The organism is Polyangiaceae bacterium (genome assembly GCA_020633235.1).
GTDB lineage: Bacteria > Myxococcota_A > Polyangia > Polyangiales > Polyangiaceae > JACKEA01.
This window is the reverse complement of record JACKEA010000002.1, coordinates 404811-429028: the sequence shown is the minus strand read 5'-3', so window position 1 is coordinate 429028 and position 24218 is coordinate 404811. Positions and strand designations below refer to the sequence as shown.

The 24218-nt window shown below is 68.5% G+C and carries 23 protein-coding genes; 8 read left to right on the top strand and 15 right to left on the bottom strand.

Features of this window, described 5'->3' with window-relative positions; all coding sequences use genetic code 11:
* A complete protein-coding gene (locus H6717_12480) occupies window positions 1–405 on the bottom strand; it encodes an acyl-CoA thioesterase (GenBank protein ID MCB9577829.1) in 405 nt (134 codons plus the stop codon).
* A gap of 57 nt (window positions 406–462) precedes the next feature.
* Between H6717_12480 and H6717_12475 the strand changes: the two genes are divergently transcribed.
* Genes H6717_12475 through H6717_12455 form a run of 5 tightly spaced genes read left to right on the top strand, consistent with a single transcriptional unit; the run spans window position 463 to window position 5409 of the window.
* Complete coding sequence (locus tag H6717_12475; protein ID MCB9577828.1) at window positions 463–1152, top strand: hypothetical protein; 690 nt, start codon at window positions 463–465, stop codon at window positions 1150–1152.
* Window positions 1153–1200: 48 nt separating this feature from the next.
* Window positions 1201–1761: a hypothetical protein gene (locus tag H6717_12470; GenBank protein ID MCB9577827.1), complete on the top strand. Its 561-nt coding sequence runs from the start codon at window positions 1201–1203 to the stop codon at window positions 1759–1761.
* A 57-nt stretch (window positions 1762–1818) separates the two neighbouring features.
* A complete protein-coding gene (locus H6717_12465; GenBank protein MCB9577826.1) occupies window positions 1819–3228 on the top strand; it encodes a protein kinase in 1410 nt (469 codons plus the stop codon).
* Window positions 3229–3247: 19 nt separating this feature from the next.
* Window positions 3248–4303: a tetratricopeptide repeat protein gene (locus H6717_12460; GenBank protein MCB9577825.1), complete on the top strand. Its 1056-nt coding sequence runs from the start codon at window positions 3248–3250 to the stop codon at window positions 4301–4303.
* Window positions 4303–5409, top strand: a complete 1107-nt coding sequence (locus tag H6717_12455) for a hypothetical protein (GenBank protein MCB9577824.1) — start codon at window positions 4303–4305, stop codon at window positions 5407–5409. Before H6717_12460 ends, H6717_12455 begins: the two co-directional genes overlap by 1 nt.
* Window positions 5410–5468: 59 nt before the next feature.
* On the opposite strand, the gene gcvPA is transcribed toward H6717_12455, so the two are convergent.
* From gcvPA to H6717_12410, 9 genes are read right to left on the bottom strand one after another with little or no spacing between them, the layout of a single operon-like run.
* Entirely contained in the window at window positions 5469–6824 is a 1356-nt protein-coding gene (gene gcvPA / locus H6717_12450) for an aminomethyl-transferring glycine dehydrogenase subunit GcvPA (protein ID MCB9577823.1), read from the bottom strand.
* Window positions 6824–7222 (bottom strand): glycine cleavage system protein GcvH, encoded by a 399-nt coding sequence (gcvH, locus tag H6717_12445; protein ID MCB9577822.1) that lies wholly within the window; start codon window positions 7220–7222, stop codon window positions 6824–6826. Before gcvH ends, gcvPA begins: the two co-directional genes overlap by 1 nt.
* A gap of 9 nt (window positions 7223–7231) precedes the next feature.
* The gene (gene gcvT / locus H6717_12440) at window positions 7232–8347 is read right to left on the bottom strand and encodes a glycine cleavage system aminomethyltransferase GcvT (protein ID MCB9577821.1); all 1116 of its coding nucleotides are present in this window, start codon (window positions 8345–8347) and stop codon (window positions 7232–7234) included.
* A gap of 43 nt (window positions 8348–8390) precedes the next feature.
* The gene (locus H6717_12435) at window positions 8391–8900 is read right to left on the bottom strand and encodes a hypothetical protein (protein ID MCB9577820.1); all 510 of its coding nucleotides are present in this window, start codon (window positions 8898–8900) and stop codon (window positions 8391–8393) included.
* Window positions 8897–12550 (bottom strand): hypothetical protein, encoded by a 3654-nt coding sequence (locus H6717_12430; GenBank protein MCB9577819.1) that lies wholly within the window; start codon window positions 12548–12550, stop codon window positions 8897–8899. Before H6717_12430 ends, H6717_12435 begins: the two co-directional genes overlap by 4 nt.
* A 10-nt stretch (window positions 12551–12560) precedes the next feature.
* On the bottom strand, window positions 12561–13241 hold the full coding sequence (locus tag H6717_12425) for a hypothetical protein (GenBank protein ID MCB9577818.1): 681 nt from the start codon (window positions 13239–13241) through the stop codon (window positions 12561–12563).
* A complete protein-coding gene (locus H6717_12420) occupies window positions 13235–14497 on the bottom strand; it encodes a prepilin-type N-terminal cleavage/methylation domain-containing protein (GenBank protein ID MCB9577817.1) in 1263 nt (420 codons plus the stop codon). Before H6717_12420 ends, H6717_12425 begins: the two co-directional genes overlap by 7 nt.
* 1 nt (window position 14498) lies before the next feature.
* The gene (locus H6717_12415; protein ID MCB9577816.1) at window positions 14499–15092 is read right to left on the bottom strand and encodes a prepilin-type N-terminal cleavage/methylation domain-containing protein; all 594 of its coding nucleotides are present in this window, start codon (window positions 15090–15092) and stop codon (window positions 14499–14501) included.
* The gene (locus H6717_12410) at window positions 15089–15751 is read right to left on the bottom strand and encodes a prepilin-type N-terminal cleavage/methylation domain-containing protein (protein MCB9577815.1); all 663 of its coding nucleotides are present in this window, start codon (window positions 15749–15751) and stop codon (window positions 15089–15091) included. Before H6717_12410 ends, H6717_12415 begins: the two co-directional genes overlap by 4 nt.
* A 193-nt stretch (window positions 15752–15944) precedes the next feature.
* On the opposite strand from H6717_12410, the gene H6717_12405 reads away from it, so the two are divergent.
* Both H6717_12405 and H6717_12400 read left to right on the top strand, forming a co-directional pair.
* Window positions 15945–17042 (top strand): hypothetical protein, encoded by a 1098-nt coding sequence (locus H6717_12405; GenBank protein MCB9577814.1) that lies wholly within the window; start codon window positions 15945–15947, stop codon window positions 17040–17042.
* Window positions 17043–17099: 57 nt separating this feature from the next.
* Complete coding sequence (locus tag H6717_12400) at window positions 17100–18245, top strand: acyl-CoA dehydrogenase family protein (protein ID MCB9577813.1); 1146 nt, start codon at window positions 17100–17102, stop codon at window positions 18243–18245.
* Window positions 18246–18304: 59 nt separating this feature from the next.
* Here the strand turns inward: H6717_12400 and H6717_12395 are convergent, their stop codons facing one another.
* The 3 genes from H6717_12395 to H6717_12385 are packed head-to-tail and all read right to left on the bottom strand — an operon-like array spanning window position 18305 to window position 20493.
* Window positions 18305–18814 (bottom strand): peptidyl-prolyl cis-trans isomerase, encoded by a 510-nt coding sequence (locus H6717_12395; protein MCB9577812.1) that lies wholly within the window; start codon window positions 18812–18814, stop codon window positions 18305–18307.
* Window positions 18811–19644 (bottom strand): peptidyl-prolyl cis-trans isomerase, encoded by an 834-nt coding sequence (locus H6717_12390; GenBank protein MCB9577811.1) that lies wholly within the window; start codon window positions 19642–19644, stop codon window positions 18811–18813. Before H6717_12390 ends, H6717_12395 begins: the two co-directional genes overlap by 4 nt.
* Before the next feature lie 9 nt (window positions 19645–19653).
* Entirely contained in the window at window positions 19654–20493 is an 840-nt protein-coding gene (locus H6717_12385) for a MaoC family dehydratase N-terminal domain-containing protein (GenBank protein MCB9577810.1), read from the bottom strand.
* A gap of 112 nt (window positions 20494–20605) precedes the next feature.
* Between H6717_12385 and H6717_12380 the strand changes: the two genes are divergently transcribed.
* Complete coding sequence (locus H6717_12380; protein MCB9577809.1) at window positions 20606–21340, top strand: flagellar biosynthetic protein FliR; 735 nt, start codon at window positions 20606–20608, stop codon at window positions 21338–21340.
* Window positions 21341–21396: 56 nt separating this feature from the next.
* On the opposite strand, the gene H6717_12375 is transcribed toward H6717_12380, so the two are convergent.
* Window positions 21397–22113 (bottom strand): hypothetical protein, encoded by a 717-nt coding sequence (locus H6717_12375; GenBank protein ID MCB9577808.1) that lies wholly within the window; start codon window positions 22111–22113, stop codon window positions 21397–21399.
* On the bottom strand, window positions 22110–24047 hold the full coding sequence (locus tag H6717_12370) for a protein kinase (GenBank protein ID MCB9577807.1): 1938 nt from the start codon (window positions 24045–24047) through the stop codon (window positions 22110–22112). The genes H6717_12375 and H6717_12370 overlap by 4 nt, the downstream gene beginning before the upstream one ends.
* Window positions 24048–24218 lie beyond the last annotated feature (171 nt).

Genomic DNA, 24218 nt, shown 5'->3' with positions numbered 1-24218 from the left:
TCAAGCGTAGCGGGCGAGCAGCTCGGGGGGCACGCGCGTGGGGCGGCCGGTGGCGATGCTCAGCAGCACCCAGGTGGTGGCCGCGCGGCAGAGCAGCTTGCCGTCGCGGTAGAACCGCGTTTGCCGCAGCGAGGTGGCGCCCTTGATGGAGTCGACCCAGGTGGCGGCCTCGAGCTCTTCTCCAGCGAAGGCGGAGCCGAGGTACTCGATCTCGTGCTTGCGCACGACCCACAGGAGGCCAAGCTCCTTGTAGGCGGCGAGATCCAGTCCCACGGAGCGGGAATGCTCGGTGGCGGCCTCGTTGACCCAGCGCACCCAGCTCACGTTGCCCACGTGGCCGAGCTCGTCGATGTCCGAGGTGGGCACGGTGAAGCGGTGCGTATGGGCGTTCGCAGGCGGAGTCATGGGGGCGGCGTCCGAAACTGTCACGAGTGGCCGAATTGCGCTAGATCCATGGAGTCCATGATCGAGTCCTCGCGCCTGCGTTCGCTGACGGCCTTCGGGCGAGAAGCGCTCGCGTACGCACGACAAGCGTCGCTGCTCCATCGTGACATGTCTCCCTCGGCGCCCACGCATGCGCTACCAGGGGATCACGTGGTGGTGGTGATCCACGGGCTGTTCGCCACGGCCGGCGTGCTGCGGCCGCTGCGCATGCACGTGGAGAGCGAGACGGACTCGCACACGGCGTCGTTCACCTATGCGCCGGGTCGCGGGGTGCATCAGATCGCGCGGCAGCTCGGCGCCCTGATCGCGGACATTCCGTCGGACGCTCACATCCACCTGGTGGGCCACAGCATGGGCGGCATCGTGGCGCGTTGGTTCGTGCAGGAGCTGGGGGGCGATCCACGCATCGTGCAGTCCATCTCCATGGGCTCGCCTTTCCGCGGAACCCACCGCGCGCGGCTGATGCCGAACGCCGCCGGCCGCGACATCTCGCCGGACAGCCGCGTGCTCCGGCGGCTGGAAGAGCATCCGAACCCGGCGGTGCCGCACTTGTCGATTGTGGGCAGCGAGGACACCGTGACCGGGGTGGTCGGCTATCGCCACGGGGAGCGCCTCGTGATCGACGACTGCGGCCACAACGCCCTGCTCTACCACCCGCGGGCGCTCGCCGCGGTGGCGAGCCAGGTTCGGGCATTTCGCAGCAGCTGAGTGGACGGTGGTTGCCTGCCCAAGGGCGGGCGTGGTAGCTCCGCGCGCGTGACGCGCATTGCCCACCCCCGCCTGCTGGCGCTCGCCTTTGCGCTCGTCACCACCTGGCCGGCGGTCGCCAGCGCGGATACGTCGAGCTGGCTGTTCGTCGGTACGGGTCCCTCCTGGACCAAGTTCGGCAGCCAGAGCACCGAGCAGAAGCTGTCCCTCAAGCTGGACACCGGCGTGGGGACGCCGCCCGGGGGCGACGTGATCGTGGGCGGCCTTTTCAACTGGCAGACGCATTTCGGCCTGGGGACCGACGTGGGCGTCAGTGTCCGCACTGCCACCCATGGCTTCGTGAACGGCGACTGGGGCGCGGCCATCGACCTGGGCGGCTATCAGCGCTGGTGGGGGCAGCAGTCCACCGGCGTGCAGGGCTCGCTGGTCTTGGGGGCACCCTGGGGCGTCACCCTGGTGGCCACGGCCGGACGAGGCACTCACGAGGCCCAGAGCTACTCCGGCGTCATTGGAATCGACCTCGCTCGGCTCACCGTCTATCGGCGAAGCGGCGAGAGCTGGTGGAAAAATACGTTTCCGGCGTATCGCCCGGAAGACGAGCGCCACTGAAAATCCGTTTCCCCGTGATGCTCGCTGACTGTCGTCATTTCGGCTAAAGTGCGCACGATGGGACTAGCACCTGTAGCAGAGGGGGATCTGATCGCGGGGGGTAAGTACCGCGTCGAACAGATCCTGGGGGAAGGCGGCATGGGTGTGGTCGTGGCAGCGCGCCACGTCGAGCTCGATCAGCGCGTCGCCGTGAAGTTCCTGCTCCCGGAAATTGCCGAGCACCGGGACGCCGCGGAGCGCTTCCGCCGGGAAGCCCGCGCGGCGGTGAAGATCACCAGCGAGCACGTGGCGCGCGTGTTGGACGTGGGCACCTCGGAGTCCGGCGTGCCGTACATGGTGATGGAATACCTCTCGGGCAACGATCTCGCGGACGAGCTCGTGAGTCGCGGCACGCTGCCGGTGGAAGAAGCCGTCGGCTGGGTGATGCAAGCTTCCGAGGCCGTGGCAGAAGCGCACGTCGCGGGCATCATTCATCGCGACCTGAAGCCCGCCAATCTGTTCTTGCACCAGCGTGCGGACGGCTCGCGCTTGGTGAAGGTGCTCGATTTCGGCATCTCGAAATCCGTGAACGGTGGCTCCATGGCGGATCTGGCGCTCACCAGCACTGCCGCGCTGATCGGCTCGCCGCTGTACATGTCGCCGGAGCAGATGCACTCCGCCAAGGGTGTGGACGCGCGCACGGACATCTGGTCCCTGGGCGTGATCCTGTTCCAGCTGCTCGCCGGGCGTCCGCCCTACGTCGGCGAGTCCTTGCCCATGTTGTGCTCGGCGCTGCTCCACGACGCGCCGCCGCCGCTGTCGGATTTCCGAAACGACGTGCCCCCGGCGCTGGAGCAAGCGATCCTCGGCGCCCTGCAAAAGGACCGCACCAAGCGCTATTCCAGCGTCAGCGAGCTGCTCACGGCCATCGGCCCCTTCGGTCCGCCGAGCATGCGCGTTCACCTGGAGCGCGCGTCCCGCATGCTCTCGAGCGCGGATCTCCGGCTGAGCACCGACGAGCCCCTCACCATCGTGTCCGGTCCCAAGACCGGGGAAGGCGCGCCGGTGACCGCGCACAGCGGCTCGTCGACCCAGGCGTCCTGGGGCAAGACGGGGGATCCCGTCGAGCCGACGCTTCCCCCGAAGCGATCCCGGCGTTGGATCCCGGCGGTGGCGGCGAGTGGCGTGGTGGTGCTCGGGCTGGTGGCCTTTGGCGCGACGCGCACCACTGCCGTGGCCGAGCCCAGCGGCAAGGCCGCGGCTCAGCCGGAGCCGCCCGCTCCGGCGGAGCCGGCCGCGCCCGTGAAGACCGCGGAGCCCGCACCGGTGGTGACCGCGAAGCCCACGGCGGAGCCGGAGGCACAAGACGCGGGCGCTGCACCGAGTGCGGAGCCCAGCGTTACGGCGAAACCGCGCGTCGTTCGTCCGGCGGCGCCGGCGAAACCCAAGGCTACCGGAGTCCCCACCGACTTCGGTGGTCGTCGTTGAGCTGACGAAAGGGAAAGTGTTGACGAAGAGGAGCCTCGCGGCAGCGCTCGCGCTTAGCTTTGGATTGACGCTATCGGCACGGGGAGAGGCGCAGACCTCGGCGGCGGACAAGGCCGCTGCGGAGGCGCTCTTCGATCAAGCCCAGGCGTTGATGAAGAAGAAGGACTTTGCAGAGGCCTGCACCAAGTTCGAGCAGAGCCAACGCATCGATCCCGCCATCGGGACGCTGCTGTACCTGGCGGACTGCTACGAGCGGGTGGGCAAGCTGGCCAGCGCCTGGGCCACGTTCCGCGAAGGTGCTTCGGAAGCTCGGGAAGCCGGGCAGATGGATCGCGCCCGCGCGGGGGAAAAGCGCGCGGCACTGCTCGAGCCCCGGCTGAGCAAGCTGACGGTGGTCGTCGCCAAGGACAACGACGGCATCGATGGACTGACCATCACGCGCGGCAAAGAAGACGTGCTCAAGGGGCTGTGGGGCGTGGCCGTGCCGGTGGACGCCGGACAGTACACGGTGCGTGCCAGCGCCCCGGGCTACAAGCCCTTCGAGACCACCGTGACGGTGGCCGCGAACGCCGCGACGGAGTCCGTCGACATCCCGAAGCTCGAGGCGGACCCGAGCCAAGCGGCGCCGCCCGAAGAGCCGCCGCCCCCGGCGGAGCCGCCCCCGGCGCCCATCCCCGTCACGCCGCCTCCTGCGACGCCGGGGCCCGATCAAGGCACCCGCGACGAAGATCCCGGCGCCTCGCAGCGCACCATCGGCTTGGTGGTGGGCGGCGTTGGGTTGGTCGGCATCGGCGTGGGCACGTTCTTCGGACTGGACGCCATCAGCAAGAACGACGACGCCAAGAGCCACTGCCCCCGCGGCACCGTGTGTGACGATCAAGAAGGCGTATCCCTGACGGACGACGCCAAGAAGGCGGCCACGGTATCCAACATTGCCTTCGCCGTGGGGGGCGCGGCGCTGGTCGGTGGCGTCGTGCTGTTCCTCACGGCGCCTTCCAAGAGCGACACGGCGATTCGGGTGGCGCCAGCCGTCGGTCCTCGGCAGGCGAGCGTGCTCGTAGGAGGTCGCTTCTGATGCGCCGGGCTTCGATTTTCATTTTGGGTTGGTTCGCCGCGCTGGCCGCCCTGGGCGGCTGCCAGTCCATCGCCGGCATCGAGGACCGCACCTTTCAGCCGCAGATCACCGGCAGTGCGGAGTGCGAGGCCTACTGCGACGACATCATGAGCGCGTGCAGCGGCGCGAACGCCATGTATCCGTCCCGGGACGCCTGCATCAGCGTGTGCGGCAAGCTGCCGGACGGCGAGGCGGCGCTGGCCAACAGCCTGCAGTGCCGCGCGGCGCAGGCCAAGCTGGCCGTGGAAACCGGCGAGCCGGTGACCTACTGCGCCGCGGCCGGACCCTACGGCGCGGGCACCTGCGGCAGCACCTGCAAGGGCTACTGCTCACTGCTGACCGCCGTCTGCCCCGGACAGCTCGACAACATCAAGGATTGCGAAGCGAGCTGCCAGGCGCTCAGCAACGCCAACGGCTACGACCTCGCGTCGCTCGCCACGGGCGATACCCTCGAGTGTCGCGTGGCGGCGGCCGTGCGCGCCACGCTGGACCCCGCGGAGTGCGCCAACGCGGCGATCCTGCCGCGCGACTCGAGCTGTCAGGACCCCCTGACGCAGCCGCTGAACTGCGACGACTACTGCCGCGTGACCATGGTCGCGTGCCAGGGCAACGTGGCGGTGTACGACGACGAAGCCGAGTGCAAGGCGGTGTGCGCGGCGCTGGAGACCGGCACCGTGGGCGACACCACGGAGAACACCGCCGGCTGTCGGCTGTATCACGCGTACAACGCCGTCGCGGATCCCGCGGTGCACTGCAATCACGCAGGACCTGGGGGCGACGGGCACTGCGGGCAGGACAGTGGCGCGTCCTTCGGCAATTGCGTCTCCTACTGCCGGCTGGCGAAGGCGGCGTGCCCCGCGGACTTCGACACGGCGTTCACGGACGACGCGGCGTGCCTCACGGAGTGTGCCAGCATCGACGGGCACACGGCAGACTCCAAGTACGCCATCGCCAGCCCGACCGCCAGCGGCGCCACCGTGCAGTGCCGGTTGCTCCACGCGAGCCGCGCCCTTGCGGGCGACGCGACCGAGTGCGCCGCCGTGTTCGGCGGCGCGCCGTGCCAGTGACCCGCGCGGTTCCGCGGCGGACCGACATGAGAACGAAGAGGGCCGAGTAGCGGATTTTCTCAGACGCGATCGAGGGCAGCGACGAGGCGGTCCAGATCTTCGCGGCGGTGCTGCTCCGTGACGGCGACGAGGAGCAAGTCCTTCCAGGCGTCGGAAACGCGGCCGAGATCGAGTCCGGCGATGATGCCGTCGGCTTCGAGCTTTTGGCACACGGCAGCGGCGGAGCCGCCGCGCACGCGGACGCTGAGCTCGTTGAAATACGGAGCGCTGTCGAAGCCGCGGGAGTAGCCGCCGAGGGTGAGGATCTTGTCTTCCAAGTAGCGTGCCTTGGCCAGGCACTGCTCCGCCACGGACACGAAGCCGCTCTTGCCCAGCAAGCTGGTGCGGATCAAGAGCGCCAGAGCCAGCAGGCCCTGGTTCGTGCAGATGTTGCTGGTGGCGCGCTCGCGGCGGATGTGCTGCTCGCGAGTGGAGAGCGTGAGCACGTAGCCGCGCTGTCCGTTCACGTCCACGGTCTCGCCACACACGCGGCCCGGAAGCTGCTGCAGATAGCGGCGCTCGTCTCGACACGCGAACAGGCCGACGCCGGGGCCGCCGAACTGCGGCGGACAGGCGAGGGGCTGACCTTCGCCCACGGCGATGTCCGCACCCATGGCGCCCGGCGGCTGACACACGGCCAGCGCGTAGGGCTCGGCGGTGGCGGTGACGAGCAGCGCGCCCTTTTCGTGCACGGCATCCGCAAGGGCGGAGAGATCGCTCACGGGGCCGAGGAAGCTCGGATAGCCGACGATCACCGCGGCGACGTCGTCCGACAGCGCGGCGATCAAAGCCTGGGTGTCGGCGCGGCCGTCTTTGCCGACGGGGACCTTCACGATGCGGTCTTGTCCCTCACCCGAAAGATAGGTGTGGGTCACCGCGCGGTAGTCCGGGTGCACGCACTCGCTCAGCACGACCTTGTCGCGCTTCTGCAGGCGGCAGGCCATCAGCGCGGCCTCCGCGGTGGCGCTGGCGCCGTCGTACAGGCTGGCGTTGGACAGCGGCAGACCCAACAGCTCGCTGACCACGGTCTGGAACTCCCAGATCGCTTGCAGCGTGCCCTGTGCCACCTCCGGCTGGTACGGCGTGTAGGCGGTATAGAACTCGCTGCGAAGCAGGAGCTGATCCACCGCCGGGGGAATGTGATGGGCGTACATGCCGCCGCCGAGGAAGGAGAGCATGCGCTTCGCGTCGTTCTTGTCCGCGAGCTCTGCCAGGTGCGTCATGAGCGTGGGCTCGTCGAGCGCAGCGGGCACGTCCAGCTGTCCGTTGAAGCGCGCCTTCTCCGGCACCGTCTCGAACAGCTCGTCGATACTCCCCTTGCCGATGGTGGCGAGCATCTCGGCCACCTCTTCCGGCGTGTGCGGCAGGTAGCGCATCAGTGGGCGGACTCCTCGACGTGCTTGGCATAGGCGGCGGCGTCCATCAGCTCTCCGCCTGCGTCCGTGGGCTCGATGGCGACCATCCAACCGGCGTCCCAGCAGTCCTCGTTCACCAGCTCGGGATTGTCCTCGAGCTTGTCGTTGATGCGGGTGATCTTGCCGCTCACGGGAGCGAACAGATCCGACAGCGTCTTCACGCTCTCGATGGTGCCGAAGGTCTTTCCGGCCTCCACCGTGTCGCCCACTTTCACGTCCAGGCCGACGAGGGTGATGTCACCGAGCTGATCGACGGCGAAGGCAGTGATGCCCACGACGAGCTCCTTGCCGTCTTGCCGGGCCCACTCGTGGTCCTTGGTGTATTTGCGGTCGTTCTTGACCTCTTTGGCTCCGCTCATAGTCGCTCACTAGCCCTTCTTCGGGCGCTTGTAAAAGGGCGTCTTGACCACCTCGGCTTCGATGCGCTTGCCGCGGCAGTCGACCAAGAATCGGGTGCCGACGTCGGTCATTTCCGCGGGCAGGTAGCCGAGGCCGATGTTCTTGCCCAGGGTGGGAGAGGGTGCGCCGGAAGTACACACGCCGACTTCCTTTCCATCGCTGTCGAGCAGCGGGTAGCCATGGCGTGCGATGCCTCGGCCGGTCATCTCGAAGCCGACGATCTTGCGGGGAAGCCCCGCCTCCTTGATGCGAACCAGGGCCGCGCGGCCCACGAAGTCCTCGGCATCGAGCTTCACGGTCCAGCCCAGGCCGGCCTCCAGGGGGTTCGTGGTCTCGTCGATGTCGTTGCCGTACAGGGAGAGGCGCGCCTCGAGTCGCAGAGTGTCGCGGGCGCCGAGCCCGGCGGGGGCGATGCCGTCGGCCTCGCCGGCCGCGAGCAGCGCGCGCCACACGGCGGCGGCGTCTTCGCTCTTGGTGAAGAGCTCCACGCCGTCCTCACCGGTGTAGCCGGTGCGCGCGACGGTGGCCGGGAGCCCGGCGACCTTGGCGTCGCGGAAGCGGAAGGGCTTGAGCGAGGTCTCGACGTCGGGGATGTCCACGCCGGCGCGGGTCAGGATGCCCAGGGCCTTCGGTCCCTGCAGGGCGATCAGCGCCGTCTCGTCGCTGGTGTCCCGGAAGTCACAGTGGTTGTCCGCCGCCTTCGCGAAGTGGCCGGCGATCTTTTCGCGATTGCTCGCGTTGCACACCACCAAGATGCGATCCGGAGCGCGCTTGTAGATGATCAGGTCGTCGAGGATGGTGCCCTGCTCGTTGCAGCAGCAGGTGTACATTGCCTGGCCCACCTCGATGCGTGCCAGGTCGTTGGTGACGAGGTAGTTCACCACCGCCGCCGCGTGCTCACCGGTCAGCTCGAGCTCGCCCATGTGGGAGACGTCGAACAGGCCGGCCCGGGTGCGCACGGCTTCGTGCTCGGCCGAAATGCCGGCGTACTGCACCGGCATCTCCCAGCCGGCGAAGGGTACCAGGCGGGCGTTCAGCTTCTTGTGTTCTTCGTACAGGGGCGTGCGGGCGAGGGAGTCAGTCACGGTCCGAAGGCGTACCGTGAAGCCCGCCTCGCGACAACCTGGACTATTGGGCCTTGTCCCGATCCAGCTGGGCGCCGTTCGGGCCGAAGCCGGCCTTCTTCCAGCGCTCTTCTTCGCTGAGGCCGGGGGCGGTGGGCGGGGGCGTGATGTCGCGGATCACGAGCCGCGTGTTGGGCGTGTCGTTCACGACCTCGATGCGGAACACGTGGCCGGCGGGTCCGCCCTTGATGGCCACCCGAGGAAACACCGTGCGGGCGGCGCCCATCTCCACCCGCTCCACGGCGACGCGCTCGCGCACGTAGTTGGCCACGGCCTCCGGACGTGCCTGGCCGACGAAGTGCGCCGCGTCGGGGTAGCGCCGCTCGAGGCGCAGCTGGGCGGGCGCCACGAAGCCGAACACCTTCACCTTGCCCGGGCCGAGCTCGCCGGGAGCCAGGCGGTCCGGGGGCTTCTTCTTGGTTTGGCTGGCCACGGGTAGGGGAGCGCTGTCGCGCTCGCCTCCCTTGCAGGCCGAGAGCAGGGCCAGCAGGAGCACGAGGGAGAGGGTTCTCATTCGACGATCGCGGCCCAGGAGTCGATCTGCGTGGTGCTCGGCGGCGTCGGTAGATCGATCTCGAGCTTCTTGCTCTTTCCGCCCGAGACGGTGTCACCCACGGTGCCGGTGTGCATCACCAGCTGGAACTTGCCGGGAGCCACGTTGCTGATCGACGTGTGGCTGCCCGAGCCGAAGTACGGATCCGTGACGTTGACGTCGTCCGTGCAGGAGGGGAGCTGGGTGACGCCGACGCCGAAGATGATGGCGCCGTCCTGGAGCAGGGTGCTGCTGCTGTCGATGAACTGCACCAGGGAGGCGCCGTCCGGCAGCCGCGCCCGGCCGCCCTGGGACAGATCTCCGCTCTGGGCCGGATCCAGGTAGTCCACGCCCCACACCCGGCTGGACCCTGCCTTGCAGACCTGCGTTGTGTTGCTGGGCTCCGGCTTGAAGGTGGAGAAGAACAGCGCGCCGTTGAACAGCGTCATGGGGCCGGCCACGCGCTCGCCCGCGTCGAAGCGGGTGTACCAGTTCACCTTGGAGGTGAACTTGGTGCCGGTGGCGTCGACCTTCTCCGTGAGGGAGTAGACGTAGTTCTTCATGCCCGCCGGCGCTGTGAGCACGTCCTGGTCGCCGGTGGAGAAGGCGATGGTCACGTTGCCGTAGATGTCCACCGAGAGGATCGGCGGCGTCTGCACCGGCTGGCCGTCGTCGTACACGTGGGACAGTCCCGGATAGGCGTCGAGGAAGAGCTTCATCTTCCAGTTGGACGGATTGACGCTCGAGAGATCCACGCGCCACAAGGTGCCGTCGCGATCGCCGACGAACACGCGATCTGCGATGGCGCCGGTGGTGCCGGGGAACGCCACCGGTGTGCCGGTGACGGGGGAATCGAGGGGGGAGTCGATCACGCGGTTGGCGGCGGACAGACCCGCGGGCGCGTCCGTCGCGTCCCGCCGGAAGCTGCGAATGACCTCGCCGTCGTCCAGCCGCACGATGGTGAGGGAGCGAGCGCCACCCACGGCCGGGCCGGAGCCGTAACACGGCACCCGCGTCCGCGGCAGGAAGGAGGTGTCGACGCCGTCGAAGGTGTTGTCGATGCGGCCGCAGTCGCCACCGCTCGGCGAGGCGTCTCCGCCCGGCAAGATGGCCACCGCCACCTCTTTTTCGTCCCCGTTGCCGGTGTCGAAGAAGAGCGTGGTGATGAGGGGGGTGCCGCTGTTCTTGCCGAACAGCGGATTGCCGGCGGAGTCCTCCGTGAGCTGCCACAAGAAGCGCGGACCCGCGACCGGGTCGGTCACGTCGAGGGCGAAGTAGCCACCGCGGCTGCCACCGAAGCCCTGGACCAGCACCGTCCGCCACACGCCGAGGCCGTTGCGGGCGTCATCCGGCGAGCGCTCGAACTTGTAGCTGTTGTTGATCTGCTTGGCGACGACGTCCTTCACGACCGGCATGCCGTCGAGCAGATTCTGATGGGTACCGGGGTACTCCGCGGGAACCGAAGGCAGCACGGCGGGCGGCATGAAGGCCCACAGCTCGTTGTTCTCCTTCTGGTCGACCTTGAGAGAGTCGTTCGGCGGATCTCCGCTGGCCACCTTGAAGGCGTGCAAGAAGCCGTCGTTGGTGGAGGTGTACAGCACGATGGGGCGCTTGGACTGGTTCGAAGCGAACAGCGTGTAGGACTCGTCCGCCAAGAACTCGTTCGGGCGCCCCACGATGCGCGGCGTGGAGTGGTACACGTCGCCGATCAGGTTGCAGTCGGTGCCGCCCGGGGTCGGGCAACGGCTGTAGGCCGTGCCATTGTCGAGGCCGACCAGCCACTTCATGTACTTGTCCCGGCACTGAGCCGCCGTCAGTCCTGGACAGGTGGTCGAGTCGATGGACATCGACGCGGGCACCGTGGCGGTGTTGAACGCGGAGGCGTCACCGACGACGTCGATGCCGCTGTAGATCCCGACGCCGTCGGGGTTCGATGCCAACAGCGGACGGATGGTGCGGGTGGAGTAGATGTTCCCGCCGGAGACGTCCCCCCGGAAGCTGATGAACTTGCGGGCCGGGCCGGTGCCGGAGTTGACGTTCGCGACGAAGTCGTCGCCCTTGGAGTCGTCGATGTCCTGAGGCTCCGGGGTGAGATCGCCCGTCACCGCGTCCTTCTTGCAGACGTAGCGCTGCCGCTCGAGGACGCCGGACCAAAGGTCGAACTGCTTGGGCTCGAAGGAGCTGTAGAAGCGATAGCCCGCCGCGAAGGGGTCGCTGACGGTGGGGGACGACGCGAACACCGGCAGCGTGCGGCTGGTGGTGCTGGTGGCGATCGAGGAGAGCACCGCCGACAGCGCCGAGCGGAGCTCGTCGATGTCGTCTGCGAAGAACGCGCGGGTCGTGCCGCCGTTGTACGCGATGCGGTTCAGATTGCAGCAAGCCTGCAGCTTGCTCTCGTCGGGATTGGTGGCGCACAGGCCCGTGGGGCTGTTCAGGTCCGTGTCGGTGAGCGTCTCGCAGTCGACGTTCGTGGAGTTTTGGAGCGTCACGTTCGAGACCGAGAAGCCGATCACGAAGGTCTTGGTGCGTCGCGCCGGATCCGGGTTGCTGGCGAGGTCGAAGGCGATTTCCTCGGGCTTGTCGTAGGGGCACACGCCGGCGGGGGGACCGGCACCCTCACAGAAGGGGCGCAGATCCAGGTTGGGCTCGCCGTCGCTGAGCAGGACGATGAAGTTGTTGCGGCAGCCCCCGGTGATGTACGGGTCGGCGTAGGGGCCGAAGTCCTTGCTGTTGTCCAGCGGATCGCTGGAGGTGTCGTTCCACAGGAAATCCCGCACGTCGTGCAACATGCCGGCGATGGGCGTGGCGCCGTAAGGTCGGGTGGCCAGCAAGACCTGTTGGATCTGCTGGTTTCTCTGCGAGAGCGAGGCTCCGGACGCCGCCGGCGCCCCGAACGCGACCATGCGGCCTTCCCAGGGCGGCGCCGCTGCGTTGCGTGCACCGACCTCCATGTCCGCCATGGTGCTGCAGGCGGCGGGCTTGCCCTGCTTGGCGCTGCCCAAGAAGTAGCTCCAGGTGCCGGACACGCCGGTCGCGTACTGCGGAGCCGTTCCGCTCACGCCGGTGCCTGCGCCGGTGTGCGTGTCGAAGGTCATCAACCCGAAACGCACGCGGTCCGCGAAGGAGTCCATCAGGCCGTCCGACGCCTGGGAGAACGTGGCGCACGGCGTCCCGGTGCTGGAGAACAGATGGTACTGAATTGCGTTCGCCGGGAAATCGTAGGCGTTCGAGGGCAGGGCGCCAGGGCCGGGCGTGCAGGTGCCGGACATCGGCCGGTGGTAGGGGTTCGAGTAGTTCGCGTCCGGTGGCAGCACGCCGCCCAGGGAGTACTCGTTCTTGAAGGCCGTGGAGTTGCGGTCCACCGACTCGCAGCGGTAGTCCTGGATCTTGCCGGTCAGCACCTCGACGAGCTCGATCCAGCGGCTCTTCTCGCTGGCGGTATTGCCGTTCGGATCGCAGGCCGGGAAGGTGTTGTTCGCCGACTTGTATTCCATCGACCCGGACGAATCGACGAGCAGCATCACGTTCGGCAGCGGCGGGTTGACGTCGACCTGTGCTCGAGCGCCGGGCGCGACTGCCACGAGGGCCGAAAGCGCCGCCAGCGAAGTCAGGATCTGGGAGGATCTTCTCATCGCTCTCTCCTCATCGCGGCACGTTCTTCAAGGTGACGTGGGCTCGTAGCGCCGACACGCTGGCACTGGTGGACGACGCGTTGACGGCGCACCAGGGGCTCGCGCCCAGGTTGACGAGATCGACCGGACGGACCTGTCCGTAGGCGGTCAGGGTCAGCTGCACGTCGCGGAAGGCGTTGTTGCCCAGACCCGCGACCTCCGACCCGGGGTTCGGAATGCTCTCGTAGGGCTCCGTCATCTCCACCACGAACACGCCCTCTTGAGACATGGCGAGCCCGGCGGGGCCGACGGGGGGACCGAGGCTGCCGCCGTTGATCACGGTCTGCTGATCGAGCACCGTGTTCCCCGTCTTCGCGTTCACACGGTTGGCGATCTCCGAGATGTACAGCTTGTAACAGGGGATCGGCGCGCCGGGCGTGAGCGGAACGACGTTCTGGTTCGCTTCGCAGGCGTCCGTGCCGAGGGCGACCTTGTCCAGGTAGGACTTGCCCGCGCCGTCACCCAGCTCGGCGGTCACGGCGCGACCGGCGTAGGCCGTCAGGTATTGGGTCTGCACCGCTTGACGGTCGAAACCCGTCGCTTGGTCCACCAGGCTGGCAGAGCGCGCCGCGAAGATCCCGATGGCCGTGAGCAGCGTGATGACCAGCAGCACGATGAACACCGCGGCGCCGCGTTCGGACCTGTTCACCATAGCGTCCCCACCTGGTTATTGAGCGTCACGTCCGCCTGCAGCGTGCGCACGCGGGCGAAGGGAGTGGTCGCGCCCGCGCCGAGCCCGATGCGATAGAGCCCCGGCGCTACCGGTGTGCCCGAGGCGCCGACGATGGGCGCGTCGCGGTCCGGGAGTCGCGAACGCACCGAGAAGCGCACGCGAACCGAGCGGACGCGCTGGGGACCCTGGTTCGGGTTGGTGAGGGAGGTGACGTCCGCGGTGTAGTTGGCGATCTGGGCGTCCCCCGGGACGTAGGTCTCGAGGGTCGGATCCGTGCCGTTCAGCACGTTGTTCACCACCGTGATGCCCAGCTTGAAGTCCACGGCGAGCTCTGCCACCAGCTCCTCCGTGCCTTGAATGGGGCTACCGGTGGTGTCGAGCTCCACCCGGGCGAGCTCCGTGCGGTCCGCTTGCCACTGGGTCTCCGCGGCGTCCGTGTAGGCCGCTGCATAGGCCGGGTTTCCGCTCAGGTTCCGCAGGTCGTAGCGGACGATGTTGACCACGTTGACCATGGCGCCGGTCACGTTGCCCTTGAGACCACACACGTTGCCCGCGCCCTGACGGAAGCGGAGGATGGGATTGCGGCTCAAGATCACGTGGGGCGTGTTGCCGCCGCCCACGCCCACGATGGTGCCGAACTGGATCTCGCCGGCCTGGTCGACGATGCGCAGGGCGCGGCCCGCGCCGAACACGCTGTTCAGCAGGTCCACCTGATTCGTGGCCGGGTTGTTGTAGCCGAGGCGTGCCAGTGGCCCCGTGTTGCGCTGCAGGTACACGTTGAAGTTGGCGCCGTCGTCCTGCACGTTCCAGACGGGGAACTCGTCCACCGACGAGTAGCTGCCGGACAGGGTCAGGCGGTCCGGGGTCAGGCCGTTCGCGGTGAGCGTGGCGTTGGGCGGGGAACCGCCCTGCTCGATGCGCAGACTGGCGAGGCGGGTGAGCTCCGCCGGCCAGCTCGGGTCGGCGATGGGATTGCCGCACAGCCGGGGGTCCCGGCGCACGTTGGGGGTGGACAGGAAGCCCGCGCGAGCGATGTCGTTCCTCAGGCGCTCGAAGCCCACCAGCGCGTTCATGTTCGCGTCGGAGATGCGGCTCTCCTGGCGATAGAAGCGGGAGGCGTCGCTGGCCAGGGCGAACACCGCCAGCGAGATGAACAGTCCTCCGGTGACGGCCACCATCAGCTCCACCAGCGTGAAGCCGCGTCGGGTCGATCGATGTCGGAGTGCGGGAGTCATCTCAGATCGCGGTGTTCTGCTTGATGGCGGTGGTCTGATACACGAAGTGGTAGCGATCCGTGGCGGCCTCGATGACCGCCGGATCCGTGGTCGGGTCGCACACGGTGGCGTTGTTCACGGTGCCGCCCCCGCCGTCGCGCAGCCAGAAGACGCGCACCTCGGCGCGGAGCAGACCGTTGCCGGCGTTGTCCGGGTACAGCCAGCTGAGGCGGATGTGAGTGCAGTAGCGGGCCTGGGCCAGGTCGTTCTGGTTTTCGATGGGGCGCCCGAGGGCGTCGAAGGCGGGGCCGAACTTGAGCTCGGGAACGTAGGTGGGCCGGAACCAGACCCCGGTGTTGCCGACGGCGTTCACCAGCCAGCGCGTCTCGTCCAGATCCTCGGCGCTCTTCTTGGGAGACGGGTGGTTCCAAGCCGCCGCGTCCGCCGTGAGCTGCTCTTGCCACGCCTGAGCCACGTGGGTGGCGATGGCCAGCTCCTTGGCGTGCTGGTTCGCCGACACGGTCACCTTCTGCATGGCGATGATGCCGGTGACTCCGATGGCGAAGATGGTGACCGCCATCAACAGCTCGACGACCGTGTAGCCGCGTCGGTTCATGGCGGTGCCTCCGCTGCGCCCAAGCGGGAGTAGCCGTTCGGCAGGATCAAGACCTTGCGCGTCAGTCCCGCCTGGGCCGCGTCCGTGCCCATGCGGAAGACGGCGGCCTCTGCGGCGCCCGTCATCGGTTGCCACTGGCCCAAGGGATCGTAGCGAACGAAGGCGCGGCCCATGGGCGAGAAGCAGACGTCCATCGTGTTCTGCTTGCCGTTGTTGGCGGGGGCCACGCCAAACACCTCCACGCGGATGCCGGACAGCTCGCTGCGATTCGCCGTGTCGAGCTTCTCGAGCAGCTTGTTGTCGGTGCCGGCGACGTCCCAGGTGGACAGCGAGCAGCTCGAAACCGGCAACAGCTGGCAGTTGGCGTCGGCGCCCGGGCCGCGGACGGCTTCTCGCACCTCGATGGTGCCCTCGGGGCCGGAAGTGCCGTCGTAGCGGACCATCACCGCAGCCCCGCGACCCATCGCCCGCATGCGGGCGTCGCGGTAGAATCCGGCGACCCGCTGGGCGACCTCCTGGGTCCGGCGGTCGCGCATCTGATTGGTGATGGCGGGGATCGCCAGCACCGCGAGCACCGCGATGATGATGACCACCACGATCAGCTCGATGAGCGAAAAGCCCCGCTGGGATGGGCGACGGTGGGACAGACGGTTCACCAAGGCAGTGCATGCAGCAAGCCCTGTGCCGACTTCAACGAACGGCCCAGGGCGATTTTCCCCGTGATTTCGCCCGGGCCGACCGCTCGGGACAGTAAGGATTGCGGCGCTATGTAATCGTTGCAGAGCGCCGCGCCGGCCCGCGGGCCGGCGTCTGGGAATTGCCCGGGCCGCTGCCCCGTTCTATTCGGCCCCCATGAAGCGCCCCTTCTTCGCCGTCCTCGCCCTGTCCACCCTTCTGGTCGCCTGCGACAAGAAGGAGAACCTCGAAAAGGAGCAGGGCGCGGCGCCGCCCCCGGTGCAGAGCTCCAAGCCTGGGGTCTGCGCGGGGGGAGGGGGCACGGTGAAGGACAGCCACAGCGCGGCCTTCTTCCCCCGGACGGCGGCCAGCTACTGCATCGATCCCAACGGCGAGGTGCGCGCCTTCGGCAAGGATGCCCCGGCGAGCCTCGACAAGGTGTGCACCGAGCTCTTCGACGGCGAGTGTGAGGTGTACAAGAGCTTCGGCCTCGAGCGCGTGGTGACCCTACGCTACGTGGATGGCGCCGGCTCTCCGGGCGCCGTCAACGTGAACCTCTCGCGCTTCGCCTCCAAAGACGGCGCTTACGGGTTCTACACCAAGCGAGTGATCGCCGATGGCGATCCCCTGGAAGTCGCGCCGGCCAAGCTGGAGGCCGGCGGTGCCGCCGCCATGGGCACCGGTATCGCGTACGTGTGGCGTGGGCCTTTCGTAGCAGAGCTCTCCTACACCAACGAGCTCGAGTCCCCCGATCAGCTCAAGGCCACCAGCGCCAAGGTCATCCCGCCCATTGCGCAGAAGATCGGTGAGCAGCTCAGCGGGGACAAGGAAGCGCCGAGCGCCGTCGCCGCCCTCGCCACCGACAAGCGCGTGCCCATGGGGGTCAGCTTCGAGGCCAAGGATTTGCTGGACGTGTCCGGCGTGGGACCCGGAGCCCTGGGCTTCTACAAGGACGGCGACAAGCGCTGGAGGGAGCTGTCCTTGGTGCGCGACGACGAAGCCGCGGCCAAGGACGTGCTGAAGACGCTGGGCAAGCTCGAGGGCGCGAAGACCGTGAAGGGCGTCACCTTCGATGCCGTGCGCTTCACCCGTCAGGCCGACGAATCGAGCCCCAAGGTGGCGTGGATCGTCGGTCGCAAGGGCAACGCCGTGGTCGGCATCGGCGACGAGGAGCTGGTGCTTTCCGCGGATCAATCCGCGGAGGCGGCCGCCAAGGTCAGCCTGTCGGAGAGCGAGAAGCTCGACCACCTCAAGGCGCTGGTCGGCGGCAGCTGATCTTGCTCGGGTCGCCGCCGGAAAATTCGTGGTAGCTAGTTCGGCCTAGGAGGCCCCGTGGACTTCGAGCTACCCGAACAGCACCGCATCCTGCGCGCCTCGGTGCGCGAGTTCTGCGAACGCGAGATCCGGCCTCGCGCTCGCGCCTGGGACGCGGAAGAGCGCTTCCCGATGGAGATCGTCCCGCAGCTGGCGGAGCTCGGATTGCTCGGCATCCGCATTCCCGAGGAATACGGCGGCGCGGCGATGGACACGCTGGCCTACGCCATCTGCGTGGAAGAATGCGCGCGGGTGGACGGCTCCCTGGCGCTCACGGTGGCCAGTCACAACGGCCTCGGCACCGGACACATCCTGGCGTTCGGCAACGACGAGCAGAAGCAAAAGTACCTGCCCAAGGCCGCCAGCGGCGAGTGGCTGGCAGCGTGGGGCCTCACGGAGCCGGGCTCCGGCTCCGACAGCGCGGCGCTCCAGACCACCGCCGTTCGGGATGGTGACCACTGGGTGCTGAACGGCACCAAGATGTTCATCACGCAAGGCTCCGTGGGTGGCTTCTGCGTGATCCTCGCCCGCACCAACAAGGACGTGCCCGCAAGCCGCGGCATCACCGCGTTCATCGTGGATCGCGGCACGCCGGGCTTTTCGGCAAGCAAGAAGCTCGAAAAGTACGGCTGCCGCTCCAGCGACACCGTGGAGCTCTCGCTGGAGAACGTTCGCGTTCACGATCGCCAGCGTCTGGGCAACGTGGACAGCGGCTTCTACGACACCATGAGCATCCTGGATCGCGGTCGCATCTCGATCGCGGCCATGGCCCTGGGCCTCGGCCGCGGCGCACTGGAGATGGCCATCACGTACGCCAAGGACCGCCAGGCCTTTGGCCGTCCCATCGCGAACTTCCAGGCCATCCAGTGGAAGCTCGCGGACGCCGCCACCCAGCTGGACGCCGCGGATCTCCTGATCCGCCGCGCCGCCTGGAAGTGCGACCGCGGTGAGCCCTACAGCCAAGAGGCGGCGATGGCGAAGCTCTTCGCCAGCGAGGCCGCCACCGCCGCCTGCAACGACGCGCTGCAGATCCACGGTGGCTACGGCTACACGCGGGAGTTCGACGTCGAGCGCCACCTGCGAGACGTGAAAATCTGCGAAATCGGCGAAGGCACCAGCGAGGTGCAGCGCATCGTGATCGCCAAGCACGTGCTGCGCGGCTGAGCACCCACCGCTTCTCGCGTCCGCCTGTCGGTCCGCCGCGGAACCTCTCGCCGCGCGCGCTACTCCGTGCGCTTGATGATGTGGAAGCCGAAGGGCGACTCCACGATTTCGGAGACCTCGCCGGGGGCGAGGGCGAAGGCGGCTTTCTCGAAGGCGGGATCCATGACGCCGCGGGGGAAGCGGCCGAGGGAGCCACCGCGGGCAGCGGCGCCGGGCTCGTCGGAGTATTCGCCGGCCAGGGCGGCGAAGTCCTCGCCGGCCTTGGCGCGGGCGAGGGCTTCCTCCGCCCGGGCGCGGGCTTCGTCCTTGCTGCGGGTGATGCTGGGCGGCGCTCTTCGGCTGCCCTTGTACATCACCAGGATGTGCGACGCGCTGATGGCCTCCACGTTGCCGTTGGCACGATGGCCGCTCGAGCCGCTGGTCGGATCTTCGCTCGGTGCCGGCTTGCCGAGGGGCGGCCAGATCGGCTGTGCCGGCCCGCGCGGAGCCTCCGAAGTGCCTTCGTAGGTCGTCACGACGCAGCCGCTCAGCACCAGCGTGCCGAGCAGCACTGACAGGATGCGGCTCATTCTGTGCGTTTGATCACGTGGAAGCCGAAGGGCGTCTCCACGACCTTGGAGATTTCGCCCACCTCGAGGGCGAAGGCGGCGTTGCTGAAGGGTGCCACCATGCGGTCGCGGGTGAAGCTACCGAGCTTGCCCTTGCGCTGCTTGGCTCCCGGCTCGTCCGAGTACTCCTCCACCAGCTTGTCGAAGTCCTCGCCCTTCTTGGCCTTCGCATAGGCTTCTTCGGCGCGCTGCTTCGCTTCTTCCTTGGTGCGGGTGACGCTCGGCGCAGCCCGCGCCGCGCCCTTGTACTGCACCAGCAGGTGCTGTGCGGAGATGCTGCCCGTCGGGCCTTCGGCTTGGGACGAGGGCGTCGGGGTCGGGACGTCGGCCGCCGTGGGGCCGTCCGCCTTCTTGTGGCCGAACACGCCGGCCGCCCCGAGGATGCCGACGGTGACCAACGCGATCAGCACGGCCCAGGGCAGCCAGCTCGGAAGGTTGTCTTCCACGCTGGGCTCGTCGTCCGCACGGTACGTCCGCTCCTTGCGCTTGGCGACGACGGGCTCCTTGGGACGCGACGCTCGTCCGGCGGCGCGACGACGCGGCGGCGGTGCGACGTCTTCCTCGTCGTCCTCGTCGTCGTCGTCCTCGTCTTCTTCTTCCTCGTCGTCGTCGTCACGCTCATCGTCGTCGAGGTCTTCTTCCTCGTCGTCGTCGTCCTCGTCTTCTTCTTCCTCGTCGTCGTCGTCGTCGTCCTCCGCCTCCGCTTTCTTCCACGGGGGCTCGGACTTCGAGGTCTTCGAGGGACGGGGCTTGCGCTTCGGGTCGTTCCGCTTGCTCTTCTTGGCAGCCATGATTTCTTCCTAGCTCGCGAGCTTGGCCCAGGCGTTGCTGATCACCGGCTCCGGCCGGCCACCCGCGTAGGCGGTCACGGCGACGGTGGATCCATCCACGACGACGCCATCGGTCTTGATGCTCTCGCCGGGCCACACGGGCTTGCGGAACTGCGCGCCGAACTCCAGCAGCTTGTGCGCGTCACCGCCGCAGGCGTGGTGCACGACGGCCCGGGCGACGTAGCCGTAGGTGCACAGCCCGTGGAGGATGGGCCCCTGAGGGAAGCCCACCATCTTGGCGAAGTCCGGATCCGCGTGCAGCGGGTTCAGGTCGCCGGACAGGCGGTAGAGCAGTGCCTGCTCCGGGGCCGTGAGCTCTTCGTGGGAGAAGTCCGGCGTCTCCTTGCTGGCCGTGGGGATGTCCGCCTTGGGGGGCGGCTCGCCACCGAATCCGCCGGCGCCGCGAAACAGGATCGACCACTCGGTATCGAAGCAGGGCTTGCCGTTGACCGAGCTCTTCGTCTGCACCACCACCTGCGCCATCTTCCGGAGGTCGTAGATCGCGCTGATGGTGCCCACCGTCTCCAGCTTGCCTTCGGAGGGAATGGGTTGATGCATGCGGACGATCTGCCCGCCGTGAACCACCATCGCCAGGTTCCCCTGGGTCTTGCTCAAGGTATCGCCGAGCACGGGGAAGACGGGAACCACGGCGAAGGTCGGGTACACCTTCGGGCCCTTGGCCTCGTACAGGTACTCGAGCTCGTCTTTCTTCGCGCCGATGCCGAGGGCATACAGCACCACCGTCTTCCAATCGTATTCGAACACGTACGGCTCCGTCGTGTAGCCGACCGTCGAAACATCCAAGCTCATCGATTTGTTCTCCTTGACCGGCGAAACCGGTAGCCGCCCGTGGCCTTCGCGTCAACGTGGGTGAAAACCTGCCTTGCAGGCGCCTCCGGACCATGGCTCGATGCGCCCGGAAATGGCGCCCGGGCTCGTTTCGTCCTTGGCCCGTGCTCTGGAGGCGGGCGGCATCGACCTCGCGGCGTGGGGTCTGGCCTGGGCCCGTGTCTCGCCCACCGTCACCCTGGTGCCGGCCTTCGGTTTGCGCGCCTTGCCGGGGCCGGCGCGGGTCGTGCTGGGCCTCGCCCTCGCGGCCAGCATCACCCCGGCGCTGGTGCATGCACCAGCCACGAACCTGCCCTGGGCCATCGCGGCCCTGGCGGAGGTGGCCAAGGGCTTGCCCGTTGCGATCACCGCGAGCACGGCCTTGTGGGCCGCGAGCATGGCCGGCGGCGTGGTCGACAATCTGCGTCAGGCTCGGGAGACCGCGGCGCTGCCCAACGTGGAGCCGGGCGTCACGCCCACCGGCGCGCTGCTCTCCATGTTGGTCTCCATCGCGTTCCTCGAGAGCGGCGGTCCCGCCCGGGTCGCGCGCGTGTTGGCGCACCCTGCGCTCTCGTTCCAAGAGCCGCTGGCCCGAGCCGCCGCCACCCTCGCGTCGGGGATCGAGCTCGCCATCGCCGTCGCCGCTCCCGTCGTGGCAGCCGCCATCGTGGTCGAGGTCGCCAGTGCCCTCGTCGCCCGCGCGGCAAGCCCCGCCTACGTCCAGCCGCTCTTGGCGCCGCTCCGATCCATTGCCATCCTCGGCGTCGCCGCCCTGGTCCTCGATCGCATCGTCGAGCTCGTCGCCCTCTACGCCTTGCGCGCGCCCTGACGTTTCCGCGGCGTACCGACAAGAATATCGTCAGCAGGTTTGTCGGGGCGGCGCGGTCACAGCCCGATGCGATAGGACACACTGACGGCGAGGCTGAACACGTCGTTCTGTCCCACCAGTGACGCCTCGTCGCCCAGCGGATCTTGCGCGGGTTGGGACGGCAAGAACCAACTGCCGTAGCGCAGCGTCCCGCCCACGCTCCAGCGCGGCGCGAAGCTGTAGGCGACGCCGGTGGCCAGACCGATGGTGTACCCCTCGGTGCGGATGGTCACGCCGCGGGGGCCGACCAGCGCCTTGTCGTTGCTGCCCTCGGCGGACTCGAAGCGGTCGCTCACCACCACCAGGCCGCTGGTGAGCCCGAGCCACACTTCGAAGGGATCTTCGGCGTAGGGGTAGTAGCGGAAGATGCCTTCAACGGTGAAGTAGCCGCGCGAGTGGTTTCTGTGCACGCCGGCCGGATCCTGTCGGGGTGCGTCCGTGGTGGGCGTGAGGCCCAAGGTGATGCCGGCGCCGAGGGCGAAGCGACGATTGGGGCGATACAGCTGCCAAGCGTCGAGCTCCAAGCTGGAGTCGCCCTTGGTGCAGCCTGCGATGTCACGCTCCACGCACACCTCGGCGGCGGGCAGCACCAGCCAGCCGAGGCCCACCTCCGCCATGCCGGTGGGGCGATCCGGAAGCTCGCTCGACGCGTGGGTTTGTCCGACCTCGCTGCCGTACGCCGCTGCCGGCGGGGCGACCGACGTCAGTGCCAAGAAGACGAGGGCACGCCTCACAGCCAACGCCCCCCGGTCGCGCTGGTCGCGGGCTTGGCCGGAGCGCCGGCGTCTTCGGGCTCCGCAACGGACGCTGAAGGAGCCGGCGTGGGGTGCGGCGCGCTCGGTCGTCGCGGCGTGGGGGCCGGAGTGGCCGTGGAGGCTTGCTCGGCGCTGGGCAGGGGGGCGGCGAGCTTGTCGACCAGCGCGCGAGCGGCGTCGTTGGCCGGATCCAGCTCCTGCGCGAGGCGCGCCGCGCTGAGCGCGCGCTCGCGATCCGTCGGGCGATCCCGCTCCGCTTGGAGCACGAGCTTCTTCGCTGCCTCCCGGCGGACCGCCACGATGGCGTTCGCGTCCGGCCAGCGGCGCAGCGCCGTGTCGGTGATGTCGCGCACGTTCTCTTGCTCCGGAGCGTCGTAGGCTCCCACGGCCATCGCGCGTCGCGCCCGCGCGGCATAGCTCTCCACCCCCGGCTCGGGAGGCGCGAAGGCGCCGAGGCGTTGTGCGACCAGCACCGTGAGCCCGGCGCCGAGCACGAAGCAGGCGGCGATCACCAGGATGCGCCGCCAGGGCGATGCCGGGCCGTGCACCCACTCCGGCGGCGGCAGCGAGGGCACGGACGCGGGCGCGTGGGAGCTCCGCAGCGAATCGACGGGGGCGTCGCTCACGGTCGGCGTGGGCGAGCTCCGCAGCGAGTCCGCCGGCGCGTCGCTCATGGTCGGCTCCACGCTGGCGGGCCGGCTGGGTGCGGGCTCGGACACGGGCGGCGCGCTGGGAGCGCTCGGCCGCGACGTCGGCTCGTCGATCAGCGTCTCCGGGGCGTTCACCACCGTCGGCGATTTGCCCGCCATGCGGTCGGCGAGCTCCGGCGTGAGGGCCAGGCTCTTGGTGCGTTGAATGCTCGCCAGGCCCAGGGCGGCCTGCCCGAGGAGCGTGGAGCGCGCCACCAAGCTGTCCGGCGAGATGCCGCTGTCTCGTGCGGCGGAGAGCAGCGCGCGGCCGAGCTCCCGAGCGTCGCGGCAGCGGTCTTCGGGGTTTTTTACCAGGTTGCCGGCGATCACCCGGGCAATGGGCTCCGGCACGTAGCTCGAGCGCGCGATGCCGCGGATGTCGGGAGCCGGCTCGTTGGTGTGCTTGATGAGGATGCCGACGGGATTGTCGGCGTCGAAGGGCGTCTCGCCGGACAGGCACTGGAACAGCATCACCGCGATGGAATACACGTCGCTGGCGGACACCACGGTCTTGCCCTGCGCTCCCTCGGGGGAAATGTAGCGGGCGGTCCCGAAGATGACACCGGCTTGCGTCGCCACGGTGCTGTCCGCCCAGTCGATGCGGGCCACGCCGAAGTCGAGCACCTTGACGAAATCAGGGTCGTCACCGCGGCGGACCAACATCACGTTTTCCGGCTTGAGGTCGCGGTGCACGATGCCCTGGGCGTGCGCTTCGCCCACGGCGTCGCACACCTGCAGCACCACGTGCAGGGCCCGAGGCAGAGGCATGGCGCCCCCCGCCGCGGCCAGCGCGCTGCGCAGGGAGATGCCGTCCAGGTATTCCATGGCGAGGTAGGCCTCGCCGCCGACGTCGCTGCTCGCCTTGTCCACGGTGCCCGTCATCAGCACCTGCACCACGTTCGGATGGGTGAGGCGGCTGGCGACCTTCGCTTCGCGCACGAAGCGACTCATCACCGTGGGGTTCCGGAGCAGCTCCCGATGCAGGATCTTGACCGCGACGGCGCGCTCGATGCCGCGCTGGTGCGCGCGATACACGCGTCCCATGGCGCCGATGCCGATCAACTGCTGGATCGTCAGCTGTCCGGCGAGCTCGAGCCCGATGTAAGGATCGTCCGCGACTTCCGTCTTCTTGCTGCCCAGGGGTGTGCCGTCCTTGGGACAGAAGATCACGTCGGCCGCGTAGCTCTCGCCGCACTTGGAGCAGACTCGGTCCGGCTCCTCCATTGCCGGGAAGGCTATCACTACTGCGTCATTTCGCCGAAGCCTCGCCCTCGAGGTGCTTTGCGGGTGCTCGGCCCAGCAGTCGCGCTATCCCGCGGTGGCCGAAGGTCGATTGCCGACGCGGCGTTTGGCCATCTTTGCCCAAGTTTGGCCGATCCGCCCGGTGCAAATCAT

Coding starts and splice junctions, on each gene's coding strand:
- H6717_12480 (MCB9577829.1), bottom strand. CDS start 405: ATGACTCCGCCTGCGAACGCCCATACGCACCGCTTCACCGTGCCCACC.
- H6717_12475 (MCB9577828.1), top strand. CDS start 463: ATGATCGAGTCCTCGCGCCTGCGTTCGCTGACGGCCTTCGGGCGAGAA.
- H6717_12465 (MCB9577826.1), top strand. CDS start 1,819: ATGGGACTAGCACCTGTAGCAGAGGGGGATCTGATCGCGGGGGGTAAG.
- H6717_12455 (MCB9577824.1), top strand. CDS start 4,303: ATGCGCCGGGCTTCGATTTTCATTTTGGGTTGGTTCGCCGCGCTGGCC.
- gcvPA (MCB9577823.1), bottom strand. CDS start 6,824: ATGCGCTACCTGCCGCACACGCCGGAAGAGGTGGCCGAGATGCTCGCC.
- gcvH (MCB9577822.1), bottom strand. CDS start 7,222: ATGAGCGGAGCCAAAGAGGTCAAGAACGACCGCAAATACACCAAGGAC.
- H6717_12435 (MCB9577820.1), bottom strand. CDS start 8,900: ATGAGAACCCTCTCCCTCGTGCTCCTGCTGGCCCTGCTCTCGGCCTGC.
- H6717_12430 (MCB9577819.1), bottom strand. CDS start 12,550: ATGAGAAGATCCTCCCAGATCCTGACTTCGCTGGCGGCGCTTTCGGCC.
- H6717_12425 (MCB9577818.1), bottom strand. CDS start 13,241: ATGGTGAACAGGTCCGAACGCGGCGCCGCGGTGTTCATCGTGCTGCTG.
- H6717_12420 (MCB9577817.1), bottom strand. CDS start 14,497: ATGACTCCCGCACTCCGACATCGATCGACCCGACGCGGCTTCACGCTG.
- H6717_12415 (MCB9577816.1), bottom strand. CDS start 15,092: ATGAACCGACGCGGCTACACGGTCGTCGAGCTGTTGATGGCGGTCACC.
- H6717_12405 (MCB9577814.1), top strand. CDS start 15,945: ATGAAGCGCCCCTTCTTCGCCGTCCTCGCCCTGTCCACCCTTCTGGTC.
- H6717_12395 (MCB9577812.1), bottom strand. CDS start 18,814: ATGAGCCGCATCCTGTCAGTGCTGCTCGGCACGCTGGTGCTGAGCGGC.
- H6717_12390 (MCB9577811.1), bottom strand. CDS start 19,644: ATGGCTGCCAAGAAGAGCAAGCGGAACGACCCGAAGCGCAAGCCCCGT.
- H6717_12385 (MCB9577810.1), bottom strand. CDS start 20,493: ATGAGCTTGGATGTTTCGACGGTCGGCTACACGACGGAGCCGTACGTG.
- H6717_12380 (MCB9577809.1), top strand. CDS start 20,606: ATGGCGCCCGGGCTCGTTTCGTCCTTGGCCCGTGCTCTGGAGGCGGGC.
- H6717_12370 (MCB9577807.1), bottom strand. CDS start 24,047: ATGGAGGAGCCGGACCGAGTCTGCTCCAAGTGCGGCGAGAGCTACGCG.